This window comes from Paenibacillus sp. FSL R5-0341 (genome assembly GCF_037975235.1).
Classification (GTDB): Bacteria; Bacillota; Bacilli; order Paenibacillales; family Paenibacillaceae; genus Paenibacillus; species Paenibacillus amylolyticus_A.
On the sequence record NZ_CP150241.1, the window covers coordinates 1,641,269 to 1,656,125 of the forward strand.

10 protein-coding genes are annotated in these 14,857 nt (G+C 49.2%); 8 read left to right on the forward strand and 2 right to left on the reverse strand.

Features of this window, described 5'->3' with window-relative positions; translation table 11 throughout:
* Positions 1-7 precede the first annotated feature (7 nt).
* The 3 genes from MKX75_RS07320 to MKX75_RS07330 all read left to right on the forward strand — a co-directional run bounded on the left by MKX75_RS07320 (position 8) and on the right by MKX75_RS07330 (position 3,922).
* A complete protein-coding gene (locus MKX75_RS07320; RefSeq protein ID WP_339170395.1) occupies positions 8-1,537 on the forward strand; it encodes a nucleotide sugar dehydrogenase in 1,530 nt (509 codons plus the stop codon).
* On the forward strand, positions 1,524-2,273 hold the full coding sequence (locus MKX75_RS07325) for a methyltransferase domain-containing protein (protein WP_339169052.1): 750 nt from the start codon (positions 1,524-1,526) through the stop codon (positions 2,271-2,273). The genes MKX75_RS07320 and MKX75_RS07325 overlap by 14 nt, the downstream gene beginning before the upstream one ends.
* A 518-nt stretch (positions 2,274-2,791) precedes the next feature.
* The gene (locus tag MKX75_RS07330; RefSeq protein ID WP_339169053.1) at positions 2,792-3,922 is read left to right on the forward strand and encodes a glycosyltransferase family 2 protein; all 1,131 of its coding nucleotides are present in this window, start codon (positions 2,792-2,794) and stop codon (positions 3,920-3,922) included.
* Between the two features lie 442 nt (positions 3,923-4,364).
* Here MKX75_RS07330 and MKX75_RS07335 read toward each other — a convergent pair whose 3' ends face one another.
* Positions 4,365-4,889 (reverse strand): DUF5412 family protein, encoded by a 525-nt coding sequence (locus MKX75_RS07335; protein ID WP_339169054.1) that lies wholly within the window; start codon positions 4,887-4,889, stop codon positions 4,365-4,367.
* Between the two features lie 23 nt (positions 4,890-4,912).
* Positions 4,913-5,806: a helix-turn-helix domain-containing protein gene (locus tag MKX75_RS07340; protein ID WP_339169055.1), complete on the reverse strand. Its 894-nt coding sequence runs from the start codon at positions 5,804-5,806 to the stop codon at positions 4,913-4,915.
* Positions 5,807-5,920: 114 nt separating this feature from the next.
* Between MKX75_RS07340 and MKX75_RS07345 the strand changes: the two genes are divergently transcribed.
* The 5 genes from MKX75_RS07345 to MKX75_RS07365 all read left to right on the forward strand — a co-directional run bounded on the left by MKX75_RS07345 (position 5,921) and on the right by MKX75_RS07365 (position 14,843).
* The gene (locus MKX75_RS07345) at positions 5,921-7,744 is read left to right on the forward strand and encodes an ABC transporter ATP-binding protein (RefSeq protein WP_339169057.1); all 1,824 of its coding nucleotides are present in this window, start codon (positions 5,921-5,923) and stop codon (positions 7,742-7,744) included.
* Complete coding sequence (locus MKX75_RS07350; RefSeq protein WP_339169058.1) at positions 7,737-9,695, forward strand: ABC transporter ATP-binding protein; 1,959 nt, start codon at positions 7,737-7,739, stop codon at positions 9,693-9,695. Before MKX75_RS07345 ends, MKX75_RS07350 begins: the two co-directional genes overlap by 8 nt.
* The gene (locus MKX75_RS07355) at positions 9,692-9,973 is read left to right on the forward strand and encodes an Rpn family recombination-promoting nuclease/putative transposase (RefSeq protein WP_339169059.1); all 282 of its coding nucleotides are present in this window, start codon (positions 9,692-9,694) and stop codon (positions 9,971-9,973) included. The genes MKX75_RS07350 and MKX75_RS07355 overlap by 4 nt, the downstream gene beginning before the upstream one ends.
* A gap of 312 nt (positions 9,974-10,285) precedes the next feature.
* A complete protein-coding gene (gene recQ / locus MKX75_RS07360; protein ID WP_076251653.1) occupies positions 10,286-12,166 on the forward strand; it encodes a DNA helicase RecQ in 1,881 nt (626 codons plus the stop codon).
* 634 nt (positions 12,167-12,800) lie between these two features.
* Positions 12,801-14,843, forward strand: a complete 2,043-nt coding sequence (locus tag MKX75_RS07365; protein ID WP_339169062.1) for a B12-binding domain-containing radical SAM protein — start codon at positions 12,801-12,803, stop codon at positions 14,841-14,843.
* Positions 14,844-14,857 lie beyond the last annotated feature (14 nt).

Here is a 14,857-nt window from a genome sequence, read left to right on the forward strand (position 1 = left end):
TTTGGAGGTGGAAGGAATGGGAGAGAATCATCAGCACGAGCAGCACGGGGGAAAAGAAGGGGAGCGGCGACATAATACACTGCAACACATCAATGACCGCTCCCTCAAAGCTGTTGTCGTCGGTCTTGGTTATGTAGGTTTACCCATGGCTGTGGAGATGGCACAGGCAGGTTATCAGGTACACGGTATCGATATCGATACCTCCAAGGTAGCCAAGCTGCGTGCCGGGCATTCGTATGTCATCGGTATAGAAGATGAGGTTGTACAGTCTCTGATGCAGAAAGGGTTGTTCACGGCAAGTACCGATTATGCAGTGATTGCGCAAGCCAATGTCATTGTCATCTGTGTGCCCACTCCGCTGACTGCTGAGCATCAACCGGATATCTCGTATATCTCTGCGGCGGTGGATGGCATGACTCCGTATTTGCAGGAAGGCAGCCTGGTTATTCTGGAAAGCACGACCTATCCGGGCACGACGGAAGAACGCGTGAAACAACCGATTGAAGCGGCAAACGGCTGGCGAGCTGGAGAACAGTTCTACGTCTGTTATTCTCCAGAGCGGGTAGATCCGGGCAGTGTGAATTATGGAGTGAAAAATACCCCGAAGATTATTGGCGGTTCCACACCCGCCTGTTTGAATTATGGTAAACAGTTCTACGGCTCGTTTCTCAACGAGGTTGTTCCGGTCAGTTCAACGACGGTAGCAGAGACGGCAAAGCTGTTCGAAAATACATTTCGCAGTGTGAACATTGCACTGGTGAATGAGTTGACTCCTGCTTGTGAACAGATGGGGGTAAACATCTGGGAGGTGCTGGGTGCGGCGGCCACCAAGCCATTTGGTTACATGCCATTCTATCCCGGTCCCGGCATCGGCGGACATTGTATTCCAATCGATCCGATCTATCTGTCCTGGGCGGCAAACCGCCAGGGATCGGAGCTGCAATTCATCCAGCTGGCGGATGCAACCAATCGGCAAATGCCAGAGAAAGTGGTGAAGCGTGCAGGGGAGCTGCTGAAGCAGAATGGTGTATCTGTTCAGGGAGCGCGTGTTGTTCTGGCGGGTATGGCTTATAAAAAAGACATTGACGACCTGCGCGAATCACCTGCGCTGGACGTTTACCGGCTGCTGAGCGCAGCGGGCGCAGATGTCGTTTTCACCGATCCAATGGTGCCTGTCTTCCGTAAAGATGACGGTACGATGCTCCAGTCTCGGCCTGCTGTGCCGGAATTGTGGACATGGGCTGATCTGGTAATCATCACGACGGATCATACGGGATTCGATTATCAGGAGATGGCGGATCATGCGAAGCTGATTTACGATACACGCAATGCAACCGCCGGATGTCACGGGGGGAATATTGTGGTGCTGGGCCAACCTGTTGAGCGTGAGGCGAAGAGAGTTTACGAGCAACAGGAACGAGTAGAAGGGTCCGGGCAAAAAGAGGAAGTCAAGGTGGCAGTCGAGGGCGCCGTAACTCGCCGTGAAGCTGCGATCGATCCCGACGAGGATCAGGGAGATGCCCATGGCAAATCATGATCGTGTAAGCGAACGCTATTACGGCGAGATTAATTCGGAAGATTCTCATGAAGCGACGAGAACGCGTATTCACTGGATGTGCCGTGAGGCAACAGGCAAACGCATCTTGGACGTCGGGTGCAGTCAGGGCATTACATCCATTCTGCTGGCACGTGAAGGATTTCGTGTCACTGGCATTGATCTGGAGGAAGAGAGTATCCGGTATGCCCAAGGCGAGCTTGCCAAAGAATCCCGGCCGGTTCGAAACAATGTGGATTTTCGGATGCTGGACATTACGCAATGGAAAGTCAGAACTACTTTTGACACGGTGCTGCTTGGAGAAGTGCTGGAGCATTTTGCTCATCCAGAGACGTTATTGATCCAGATTCATCGGCTGTTGCAGGAAGATGGGACGCTGGTTGTGACCGTGCCGTATGGCTATCATCCGTTCTATGATCACAAGCAGACGTTCTATGCAGGAAGCCTGGCGATGTGTCTAATGCCATATTTCGAAGTCTTGAAACTGGAAGTTCATCATAAATATCTATGTTGCGTAGCCCGCAGATGGCGAAGAACTCAGGTGCATATGTCGCCAACGTTGGATCAGCTGATGGAGTGGATGAAGCTGGATCATGCGCATTTTGCTGAGGTGGAACAACAGCATCTACGGGTAATGAAACAGCGCAAGAAGGCGCTGGACAGTGCGGTGGAGCAGGTGAAACGGTTTCGTCGTCAGGAGAGTGGGGGCTCGCTTTAGAGTAGAGGGATGGGGGTCTCGAAAGTCTCCCTTCTACGCGCCTCAGAGCCCTTAACACAAAGCACTTATTAGATCACTTATCAGAATATTTAAATGGAGCATTTCTATTCCAAACTGCTGATAAGTGTGACGACAGAGTAACTCTATGTTCTAACGAATCTCACACGCCTTATTTTGGTGATTTGGGAGAGGGGAAAAATGTAACGAATCTCAGCGACGCTATTTCATCCGAAAGCTGCGATAAACGACGAATGGTTGCCTAAAATGTGAGAATAGCGCGCCTCAGATTCGTTACATTTTCCAATTGGCTGAAATGCACCAAATAGCGTCACCTCAGTTCGTTAGCCACGGTGAAAATGATAAGTATTCTTTACTGAACTTTGAGAATGGTGGTACCTGTACCACTACTAAGTTCCAAATACCAAATGCTAGTACTTTGCTCGAAGTACCTAGTCAAAGAAAGAATAAAACCGTTATGAAAATTCGCAATACGCGTACGACAGGAAGGGGCTCAAAACGTGATCACCATCAGTCTGTGCATGATTGTGAAGAACGAGGAACGCACGCTTGCGCGCTGTCTTGATTCGGTTGCCGGCATCGCGGACGAGATCGTCATTGTGGATACCGGTTCATCAGATCATACGATGGACATCGCTGCGCAGTATACCGACCAGGTCTACACGTATGAATGGAAGGAAGACTTTGCCGCAGCGCGGAGTGAGTCATTCGCCAAAGCCACGCAGGAGTATATCCTGTGGCTGGATGCGGACGATGTGCTGCTGCCATCGGAACGGGCGAAGCTTGCGGTGTTGAAGCAGCAGTTGTCGTCTGAGGGGGAGACGGCGGCTGTGATCTTGAACTACACGCTGGCCGAGGGGCCGGAGGGGAGTCCGCTCGTGACGGACCGACGCCTTCGCCTGGTCAAGCGGGATGCCGGGTGCCGCTGGCATGGCCGACTGCACGAGCAGCTCAGCTTCCCGCCGAGCGGGGTTATTACGGCAGACATTGCCGTCACGCACCGCCGCGAAGCGGGACATCATTCGGCGCGAAACGTGCGCATTCTGCGCAAATGGATCGCCGAAGAGGGCGTAGCCCAAGGTCGCCTGCTATTTTATTATGCAGGCGAATGTTATGACCGCAAGCAGTATGCGGCGGCGGCACGCGGGTACGCAAAGCTGCTGGAACAGCCAAGCGGATACCGCGAGGATCGCCTGATTGCCTGCGCGCGGCTGGCGGAATGTTATGAACGACTGGGTGAGCCGGGCCGTAAGCTCGGTGCATTGCTGCAGTCGTTCCAGTATGATCTGCCACATGCCGACTTCTGCTGTGCCATCGCGGCCTGTTTTCATGAGCGGCAGGAACCCGTCTCGGCGATCTACTGGTATATGCAGGCGGTAGACGTGAGCAGCCGCGATCCGGGTCTGCGCCCAGTACCAGAGGCCTGCCGCACCTGGCTACCACATGCCCGTCTTTCCCTATGCTATGCCCATCTGGGAAACTGGGAGCACGCACTCATGCATAACACCAGAGCACGTGAGTACTTGCCAAACGATCCCGGGTTGCTTGCCAATCGTCAAAAACTCGAAGTGGTGATACGCAAAGAGATGAAGGAGCGGGAAGAACGTGGTGAAGTGTCACCGCGTAAGTAGGGAGACGAACTGGGACAGATGAGGATAGAAGAGTTTGAAGCGGGGTTAGGAAATAGGGGAAATAGATTGAAGTAGAAGTGAAATAACAAAAAAAACTAATTCGTTGCTGGTAGGATGCGATAGGGCAGGTCAGTGAAAATAAGCGTTAGTGGAAATAGAGTGTAAGGCACAATTGCGAGCAGAAGCAGAAGCAATTGTTAGTGTGAACGAGCATGTACAGACCATAATTTATTATAACCAGATAAAGGGAATATGTAGAACAAGAGCAGAGCAGCCCCGCCCCGCTTGCCGAGGAAGTTGGTGAGCGGGGCTTGCTTTATGTTATGTACTTCACACTGCTTGTACCGTGTGAGGCTTCTGAAGCATGAATGCAGTGAGTACGACGCACACATCACAATGATCATCGATGTAGTCAGGGCGTCATTTTAACCGCTAAACTGCTTTAATTTTCGGGTGCCAGACATCGCACAGACTGATCTTTCATCCGTAAACTTTTGCACGCCCAGCCCCGTCCATCATATATTTCCTGATCAATGTTGAGGGTAATGGTCTCATCCGTGTACTCATTCCAGTTTTCAATTCGGAGTGTGTTTTCACTTTCCCATTCGAGATGATTATTTCCGTGGTGCTCGGCACGATAGATCGTTTTTACTGTGGAGTCCTCAGGGGCATTCGTCTTCTTCACATCAACCCACATCGTAACCCCACCTGCCGCACCACCATAGGGCACACCATAAATCTCGGCGGTATATTCACCATTCCGCGAAGTCATGGAATAGCTCAATTCTCCTTTCTCAGAACGGTCAAACGTGGAAAAGTATGGACGGAGCCAGAAATACAAGAATAAGGCAACAAACAATACAAGAATCAACAATGTAAATGTAGTGAGAATTGGGTGTCTACGTATCCAAGGTTTGCGAGAATCTGTATGGGATGAACTTGAATTTGCTTGAGTCTTTAAATCCATAAGGTTGAACCTCCAATGGTAGCTTACAGAGAAGTTTGCTTTGCAGGAATATATATGTCCATTTCTCCGTAGTGGTCCTGAGCCAGACTGCCATCAATTCTTTCAAAATAGTATGGATCGCTCTTCTCATACCCCGAATGGCTCTGCCAATATTCATCAATAAATGTCCAGACACTGTCCAAGTGATCTATGTTGATCAGACTTGGATGGAAATCACAGACGAATTTGAATACAGCATACTGGTTGGCCGGGACCTCAATTCCGTCCAGTTCTTCAGGGATATGATCTAAACTGTTTACTTCTACAGAGGGCTGGTATGTACTGTAATCCTCGTTAATCTCATTGGTAAATCCAATATATACGTTGGGTTGCAACACGTTAGGGATCGAATGAAAGTGTTTTTCAAAAAAGTCGTTGCCTGCTGAATTAGCTTCATAGTGTTCTTCATTGTCTGCATACCGAATATGGGATCGCTGCCCAATGAGTTTTATAGCCGGTTTTCGTACATATGTTGGTTTGAAAATATATCCATACGGAAGCATCGTGATCATGGACGAAGTCATGCGGGCTGTGAATTCAAGGTCTCCAGATCCCTGTTTGCGATATTGCAGGGGGGTGATACCAAAGGTTTGTTTGAAAGCACGTATGTAGGATTGTTCATGTTCGAACCCGTAATGTCCGCTGATATCGATAATCTTCCAATTCAGGTTCACCAATTGTTCCAGGCTGCGTGCCAGCTTGCGTGAACGAATGTATTCTCCAGGCAATTGTCCGCTTACATGTTTGAACATGCGATGCAGGTGGAACTTCGATATATGCGTCACAGATGCCAGATGATCCAGCGTTAACTTGTCTTGGATATGGTCTTCTATGTAGTCGAACAGCTTATCCAATGTGCCTAGCAGATCGTGTTGCATATCAATCTCCCTACTTCTGATAGTACTTACAGCAATAAATGTTCATTTTTTCCTTATCACCGATGATATCATAACCAAGTACATAATTTAATGACAAGATTGGAGAAACCATCCATGTTTGCTGACAAAAGAACTTATACAACGTTAGGCATGTTAACTCGATTATGGATATTAACGGGCAAGTACCGTATGTTCATCATTCTGTTACTTTTCGCCGCATGTATGGTCTCCCTGATTGAGGTCGGTTATTTGGAATCGATCCGAAGACTGGTCAAAGGCGCGACTGAAGCACAGTTTTCGTTACTCTACTCAGGTTTGATTATAGGCGTTAGCATTGTCGTATTACGATTAATTGTAACCGCATTCATGACGAGGGTCGAGACGTTATTTCAGCAAAAGACACTATTGTCTATGCAGTCTCTATTGCTCAAGTCCCTTGGCATCACAGAGACGCGGGATCTGGCAAACTATCATACGGGGGATCTATCTTCCAGGGTTTGGACTTCTGCCAAGGAAGCACAGAAAGGGATAAATCAACACGGCATTGAACTTGCAAAAAATGTGATACAACTTATTCTTGCTTTTGCTTATTTCAGCTGGGTCAACCTGCCATTATCATTGGCTATTATTGCATTCACATTGATCTATCCTCTTGTAACGGTAGGACTGGGTAGACGTCTGCAACGACAACATGATCAGTTGAATGCCAGTACGGCGTCAAGAGATGAGATGCTGACTGAAATCATTCAAGCCCCTGTGGAGATCCGAAGCTACGGACTCGGGGGTTATGTGCACCATCATTTTAAAGATCGAATGGATCGAGTGTTCAGACATACGATGTCTGTATCTATGTTACAACGTCTTTCGGAGGCAGCCGGACGGGTCTCGACGTATGGTGGCATGATTCTGATTCTTTATCTAGGCGGCATGCAGATGTTGAATGGACATATGGATGTGGGAGGTTTGGCGGCTTTTCTGGTGGCGAGCAGTCAGTTAACTCGTCCGATTGAGTCGCTGTCCGGGTTGTGGAATGATTTTATCGGTTCAGCTTCTCATGCGTCCAGAGTCTTTGAAGTTCTGGATCTGGAGAAAAAGAACACGCTTGCTGATACTAGTACCAATGCATATGTACAACGATCCGAACCGGGTTCAGGTGAACTTGTGAAGCAATCTAAACCGACTGGCATTAAGGTACAGCACGTGTCTTACAGGTATGCAGAGCAAGAAGAAGTGCTAACGGATATTTCTTTTGTAGCCACGAAAGGAAAGCTTACTGTAATTACTGGGCCAAGTGGATGTGGAAAGACCACGTTATTGAAATTAATAACCGGATTAGATACACCTGTGACTGGTTCGATCCAGGTAATGAATCAGAAGAATTCATCAAATGATATGCAAGAAGTTAAAGCAGAGCATCTCAATCAGGTGTATGTTCCGCAACAAGCCTTTATTTTCACAGGTACAGTGGAAGAGAATATTGTTTTTGGACAAGAGGGGATATCTGCCGATCAAGTAGAAGTTGCGGCCCACATGACGCATGCACATGACGCGATTATGCGTCAATCGCTCGGCTATGGGACAGAGCTTCAGCCGCAAGGCGGGACGATGTCGGGTGGTGAGCTTCAGCGTATTAGTTTAGCCAGAGCGATGCTGAGGAACCCGGATATTCTATTGTTGGATGAACCGACGTCATCTCAAGACCCGTGGCATGAGCAACGATTGAATGATCTCTTTGCCCGAATCACTGCTGACAAAGGCACAACGGTTATTGCAGTTACTCATCGATTATCGCTGATCAAACGGGCAGATCAGGTCATCTATATTCAGAAGGGACGCGTCGAAGATACGGGGACTCATCGTGAATTGCTGGATCGTCCAAACGGATATCGAAGTTATATTGCGGAGCAGGATACGGAAGTGGAGGAACAGCATGAGTAACAAGATTGAAGATACAGCATATGCCAATGAAGTTAAAATGAAGAGCACTCATGAGAAAAGTGGAGCATATGAGATAAATGAAAATAATGAAAATGAAAAGTCTGAAATAGAAGCTCATCATCAGATGAACGAAAGTGATGTTCCAGATGACCCAAAACAAGCTGTATCATTGACGACGGTATGGTCCGTTATTTTTCGCTGGATGAAGCCTTATGGATTAGCTGTAGCGATCTTGCTCATTTTTATCGCAGCAGATGCGGTCTTTGATTGGGGACTTGCCTTTGTACAAGGATTCTTCGTGGATGCTATTCATGATGGGGGACAGGAGAAGTTAAACGCTACGGCGATGATCTTTATCGCCATTCTGGCAGGGTTTATTGTATTACTCGCGATGCATCGTTACGTGCTGGTATGGCTCAAGGAATCGATGCAACGGGATATGTCCATGGATCTGTTGAAACTGTTAAACCGGATGCCCTATTCCTGGGTGCGCAGACAGAAGTCCGGGGATGTGATGCTTCGCATCAAGGAAGACACCAAGCATGGTGCAGAAGTTGTTGAGGCTATTGCAGAGGGTGTTACGGTTGTATTCATCATTGCTCTATCGCTGGGATACTTGTACAGAGCAGATGCATGGGTTGCGGTTATTGCCTTGGTAAGTGCAGGGGCAATCTGGTTCACGGCGAGGTTGTATGATCAGCGAATTGTACATCTGTCCGTTGAGGTCGAATCCCGGGAAGGCGAGTCCCAAGAACAGATCCAACAGTATGTTGAAGGGATACCGGTGATTCAGATGTATGATGCTTCACCGTGGTTTCTCGCTCGTTTTCGGACACAACAGCAATCACTGAATCGTGTTCAGGCTAAGTTACAGATGACCCTGAGCATGTCGGATAATGTGGCGATGGCGGTGTTTGGTCTGGCTCAATTGGCAGCGTTGTTCCTTATTGCTTTGTCAGCAGCTAGGGGAACTTTATCTCCGGGCATGGTTGTTGCAAGTAGTCTGCTGTTTGAACTGGTGGTGTGGCCAGTACTCGGCTTGTCCAGCCAGTGGAGTCAGATGCAAGCCAGCGTGGGTGCATTTGGACGTATCTCTGCATGGTTGAAATTGGCGGAGAACAAGAAGACAGCATCCAATACTAAGCACGAGGAGTTTGCACAGGGAATTTGTAACCAAGATCAAGGGAGTACACAAAAAGGGGCACATAAAGAGAACGAAATGGCTATGCTACGTCTTCAACAGGTTACGGTAAAAGATGAAGACAGTGGTCGGAAGATTCTGGATCAGATTACGCTTAATCTCGTTCCTGGTGAACTGGTTGCGGTAGTTGGCGCCAGTGGTGCAGGCAAATCTACACTGTGCCAAGTGTGTGCAGGGCTGATCGAGCCAACAAATGGAAACGTATTGCTGGGTGATAAACATGTTGCAGAGTATATAGAGATGGATGATCAATCCAAACTGACGTATATGCCGCAGACACCAACTTTTTTCACAGGAACGATTGAAGACAATATCCGTCTGAGTTCAGACGTTACATTGGACAAGGTAAAGCTTGCGGCAGGGCAGGCAGGTTTGCATGAATATATCGAGGCACAGGAAGGACAATATGCGGCGATGTTGCAAGAGAAAGGGGCCAATCTATCCGGAGGCCAGCAACAGCGACTATCGCTTGCCAGACTCTTTATGAGATCATCCGATCTGTATATTCTGGACGAACCTACGTCATCCCTGGATATTCAGACAGAACAGAACGTAATGAATCACTTGCTGAACTTTATGAAAGGCAGAAAAGGGTTACTCGTCACACATCGGATGGAAGTTGCTCGTCAGTGTTCTCGCATCCTTGTGATGGAGCATGGCCGAATTGCCGAGGATGGAACGCATGAACAGCTGATGCAGAGGAAAGGATTGTATTATCGCATGAATGCAAAAGGCGGTGATACAACATGAATGAATCTGGGGTTAAGAAAATAAGGGATACGCTGGAGTTCTTGAGTCAGGATCGGGAAGCACGTCGTTTGTATGAAGAGCGGCAGAAGTATTTGCATGATGAAGCTTCCATGATTGAATGGGCTACGGAAAAGGGCATAGCAAAGGGGTTAGTGGAAGGGGAAAAAAGAAAGGCGATTGAGATTGCAAAAAACATGCTCTCATTTGGAATTGAAGTTTCAATTATTGCCGAAACAAGTGGTCTAACTGTGTCTGAAGTTGAGGCGTTGAAAGATTAGAAATACCACCAGTGTGAAAAAGTTTTTGTATGACTTAATAGTTTTGTCAAAATTAATGCAATCGTTTTGTCCAACTAGGGCAGGACGGTTGTTTTTATTTTGATGAAGAAGCTTCAAACGTTTTACAGTAAAACGCGGTTGCTCATTCGGGGCTGGGCCGTTAAACTAAAGGGAGCGGCGTTTGCTTGACGGACAAGTCATGAGAACGCCATTTTGTTGTCAAGGATGCGGTATATGTGCCGCTTTCGGATCTCAGAATCGGATCGGACCAAGCTGGTGGAAGAACACCGGTGATAAGTAAGGAGTCTTTACATGAGTGTGCAAACACCTACATTAGAAGAAGCGCAGGGTCTCCTGCAAAAATATTATGGCTACCCCGACTTCCGTGAGGGACAGAAAAAAATTGTAGCCAGCCTGCTCGAACGTGAAGATACGCTCGGCATTATGCCAACTGGGGGCGGTAAGTCGATCTGTTATCAGATCCCCGCTCTGTTATATTCGGGACTGACACTTGTGGTCTCCCCGTTGATCTCATTAATGAAGGACCAGGTCGATGCGTTGACGACCGCCGGAATTGCTGCCGCGTATATTAATAGTACGTTAAGCGGCAAAGAAGTGAATGATCGCATCCGCGCGGCGCAGCGCGGTGAGTTGAAGCTGCTCTATGTCGCGCCTGAGCGACTGGAGCTGGATTGGTTCCGCGAGGAGATGGGCTATTTGCCGATCTCGTGCGTTGCCGTGGATGAGGCCCACTGTGTATCGCAGTGGGGGCATGATTTTCGGACAAGCTACCTGGCGGTAGCGCCGTTTGTGGATAGTTTGCCGGAGCGGCCGGTGGTTGCGGCCTTTACGGCTACAGCGACGCCCGAGGTCATGGGCGATATTCTGCGGCTGCTGCGTTTGCAGGACCCGCAGACATATGTGACCGGACTTGGGCGGGATAATCTGGCGTTTAGCGTGCTGCGTGGCGAGAGCAAAAAGGATTTTGTTCTGAATTATGCTCGCGAGCATGCCAGCGAGCCAGGTATTATATACGCCGCGACCCGTAAGGACGTGGACGATCTGCATCAGCGTTTGTTGCAGGCGGGATTGCCCGCAGGACGCTACCATGCCGGGATGACGGACGATGAACGGTCCCAGAGCCAGGAAGCTTTTTTGTACGATGATATCCGAGTGATGGTGGCGACCAATGCGTTCGGCATGGGGATTGATAAATCGAACGTGCGTTACGTGATTCATAACAGCATGCCGAAGAACATGGAGGCATATGTGCAGGAAGCCGGACGTGCGGGACGGGACGGAGAGCCAAGCCAGTGCATTCTGCTGTTCGGTGCACAGGACATTATCACCCAGAAGTTCCTGATTGAACAGAATCCGATGGACGGCGACCGCAAACAGAACGATTACCGGAAGCTGCAGCAGATGGTGGATTACTGTTACACGACGCGTTGTCTGCGCAGTGCGCAGCTGGATTATTTCGGTGAGGTGCATGACGATACACCGTGCGGTACTTGCAGTTCCTGTACGGACGACCGCGAGTTGGTTGACATGACGATTGATGCACAGAAAATATTCAGCTGCATTCACCGCATGCGTGAACGATACGGTGTATCACTGGTTGCTTCGGTGCTCAAAGGCTCTCGTGCGAAAAAGGTACTCGATTACGGCTTCAACTCTCTGCCAACCTATGGCGTGATGGGCAATCGGACAGAGCGTGAGATCTCGGAGATCATCAACGTGATGGTATCGGAAGGATATCTGATGCTGTCCGAGGGACAGTATCCGGTCGTTCGTTTGCAGCCATTAGCGGTAGAAGTGCTGAAAGGTCAACGTGAAGTGATGCAACGTGTGGTCCGCAAGACAGCGGCAACGGCTTCGGGTACGAACTACGGCGGACGTCGTGGACGCGATGCGATGCCATCTGCGGTCAACGAGACGGTATTCGAACAGCTGCGTCTGATCCGGCGTGATCTGGCGGCGAAAGAGCATGTACCATCGTACATTATTTTCAATGATGCGACCCTGCGTGAGATGAGTGTGGTATGTCCACAGACAGAACGTGACATGCTGGATATCAAAGGGGTCGGTGAGGTCAAGTACCGCAAGTACGGACTGCCGTTCCTGGAGTTTTTCCAGAAGCAATCAGGAGAAGAAGTGGATACGGATGATGATGCGTTTTACGAGTATGAGTAGGTAAATATGAGTGAGTATGAGTTGATTGTGAGCGAGCTTGGCTGGTTGGGATTGAGTGAGAATTTTTTTACATTCGCCATTTCAAGTCTTTGAAGTTCATGACACGTAAAGCTTAATTGATCCAACGTTGATAGTTATCATCATGCAAGTCGATGGTTCGTCCATGATACGGGGGAAGCGTTCGGTAGAGGTTCGAGGCTAAAGCCTAAAGTTTAAAGGCTCAAGGCAGTAAAATGTGGATATCTATTGTGGATGGAATGCAAATGAGGTCTTTTACAGGGTGAAGTTGAGTTTGAAGTTGATTTTTGTGTCTCTGGTATGCGGACAAAAGATGGTGAATTGTCTTTCAAAAGGTGGACATTGGCGTTAGAAAGGGTTGATCGTATCACATACAGCATGTAGTTTTATTGTATGTGTTTTGTGCTATATGTTGTGGTTTTCGTTTGGCGGGGTGTATATGTCGTTTTGAAAAGAGTGTCCACTCTTTGAAAGACAAAAGTTGGATATGTCCATGAGAGATGGAATGGCTAGTTCAAAAGAGGTTTAGATGAACAGCATCCGGGGCAGGATGGCTGTGCAGCTTTCCTTTTACCAAAAAAATATGGTCTGGGTGTCCAGGCAAAGGTTGTGAACCATGAAGGTTATTCTTTCTACATTAAATGCAAAGTACATCCATACCTCCTTGGCCTTGCGGTGTCTGAAGGCGTACAGTGAGAAGGATTTTGATATTGACCTGGCGGAGTATACGATCAAGGACCCGGTGATGAATATTGTGTCTGATCTGTATCAGCGCGGCGCGGACGTGATTGGTTTCTCGTGTTACATCTGGAACATTGAAGAGACGATAAAGGTCATTGATAATCTGAAAAAGGTTATGCCGAACGTGAAAATTCTGCTGGGCGGGCCGGAAGTGTCCTACGACACGGAATATTGGATGAACCGCATTCCAAATGTGGATTTCATCGTGATGGGTGAAGGGGAAGAGACGCTGCATCAGCTCTTGACGGAGCTGGAAGGAAGCAAGAAATTCCACTTTGTCTATGGACTGGCGTATCGCAAAGGGGAAGAGGTCATTCTCATGCCAGGACGCCCGAAAGCGGATCTGAACGATCTGCCGTCACCGCATCGATTTGATGAGGATATCCCGGAGCTTGGGAAACGGGTTGTTTATTTTGAGACCAGTCGGGGCTGTCCGTTCAGTTGTCAGTTCTGTCTGTCCAGTATTGAGGTCGGCGTGCGGTATTACGATATTGAGCGGACGAAGTCGGACATTCTGTACCTGATTGAGAAGGGCGCAAAGCTGATCAAGTTTGTGGACCGGACGTTTAACATCAAGCGGGATTATGCGCTCGAAATGTTCAAATTCCTGATCGAGAATCATCAGGGGACGGTGTTCCAGTTTGAAATTACGGCAGATATTATGCGTCCCGAGGTACTGGACTATCTGGCTGAGAATGCGCCGCCAGGCACATTCCGCTTCGAAATTGGGGTTCAGTCCACGAATGATCCGACAAATGAACTGGTGAAACGTCGCCAGAACTTTACGAAGCTGAGCCGCACGGTAAACAAGGTTAAAGCCAGCGGCAAAATCGACCAGCATCTGGATCTCATTGCCGGACTGCCGGAGGAAGATTACAATACGTTCCGCAAGACGTTTAACGATGTGTTTGCCCTAGGGCCAGAAGAGCTTCAGCTCGGATTCCTCAAAATGCTGCGTGGTACAGGTCTGCGTCTGGATGCGGAGAAGTACAACTATACGTACATGGATCACGCGCCGTATGAGATTCTGGGCAGTGATGTGCTGCCGTTCAGTGACATCGTACGCCTGAAGCGGCTGGAGGATGTACTGGAGAAATACTGGAACGCACACCGGATGGACCACACGCTGAAGTACCTGATGGAGCAGGAGTTCAACTCGCCGTTTGATTTCTTCCAGGCGTTTGGGGATTATTGGGAAGGTCAGGGGTGGCAGAAGATTGGTCACCAACTGGAGGATCTGTTTACCCGTCTGCACAGCTTCCTGGAGTCACGGAACACACCGCATATGGATATCGTGCTCGGCCTGATGAAACTGGACTATTTCCTCGGTCACAAATACAAACCACGCAAAATCTGGTGGGAAGATCCGCTCCAGAAAGACCAGTGGGCGGGTTATATGAAAACGTTGGCTGAACGTCCTGAAGACGTTCGTCTGCCACGTGTTGCCGGTGCCGCTGGCACGGCATGGTTGGAAAGTAGCGGCACGGGTGCGAGTGCCGCTGGGGTAAGTTCGGCTGCTGCCGGGGAAGACTCTGCCGCAGATGCGGCGGGTGTGATTGGCAGCGAAGCCGGGGGTGCAGCGTCACTCACTTCGGGCGACGCAACAGGGTCCGCCGCGGATGGAGCGGCGGACATGGTGGACGGCAACGCTTCGCGTGCGTTGCCGATGACCTCGGCCATGACCGCACAGACGGTCATGGGTGCCCGTGCTTTCGCCGACCTTGGTCTCGGCGAAAAGGAACTGCAGAAGCACACCGTATTGGATGTGCTTCCGTTCCGGCTTGAGCGTGTGCTAGCTGGCGCCAGCCCGCTTGCCGCGAAAGGCCAGACGCTGCTGGTCGTTGTGTACCAGCAGCATGAAGGGCAGCAGGCGCAGTATTACACGCTGCCGCTGGGAGAAGAAGCCGCTGCCATGTAGGTGCAGCGGCCTGA

Coding starts and splice junctions, on each gene's coding strand:
- MKX75_RS07325 (WP_339169052.1), top strand. CDS start 1,524: ATGGCAAATCATGATCGTGTAAGCGAACGCTATTACGGCGAGATTAAT.
- recQ (WP_076251653.1), top strand. CDS start 10,286: ATGAGTGTGCAAACACCTACATTAGAAGAAGCGCAGGGTCTCCTGCAA.
- MKX75_RS07365 (WP_339169062.1), top strand. CDS start 12,801: ATGAAGGTTATTCTTTCTACATTAAATGCAAAGTACATCCATACCTCC.
- MKX75_RS07335 (WP_339169054.1), bottom strand. CDS start 4,889: ATGGATTTAAAGACTCAAGCAAATTCAAGTTCATCCCATACAGATTCT.
- MKX75_RS07340 (WP_339169055.1), bottom strand. CDS start 5,806: ATGCAACACGATCTGCTAGGCACATTGGATAAGCTGTTCGACTACATA.
- MKX75_RS07345 (WP_339169057.1), top strand. CDS start 5,921: ATGTTTGCTGACAAAAGAACTTATACAACGTTAGGCATGTTAACTCGA.
- MKX75_RS07355 (WP_339169059.1), top strand. CDS start 9,692: ATGAATGAATCTGGGGTTAAGAAAATAAGGGATACGCTGGAGTTCTTG.
- MKX75_RS07350 (WP_339169058.1), top strand. CDS start 7,737: ATGAGTAACAAGATTGAAGATACAGCATATGCCAATGAAGTTAAAATG.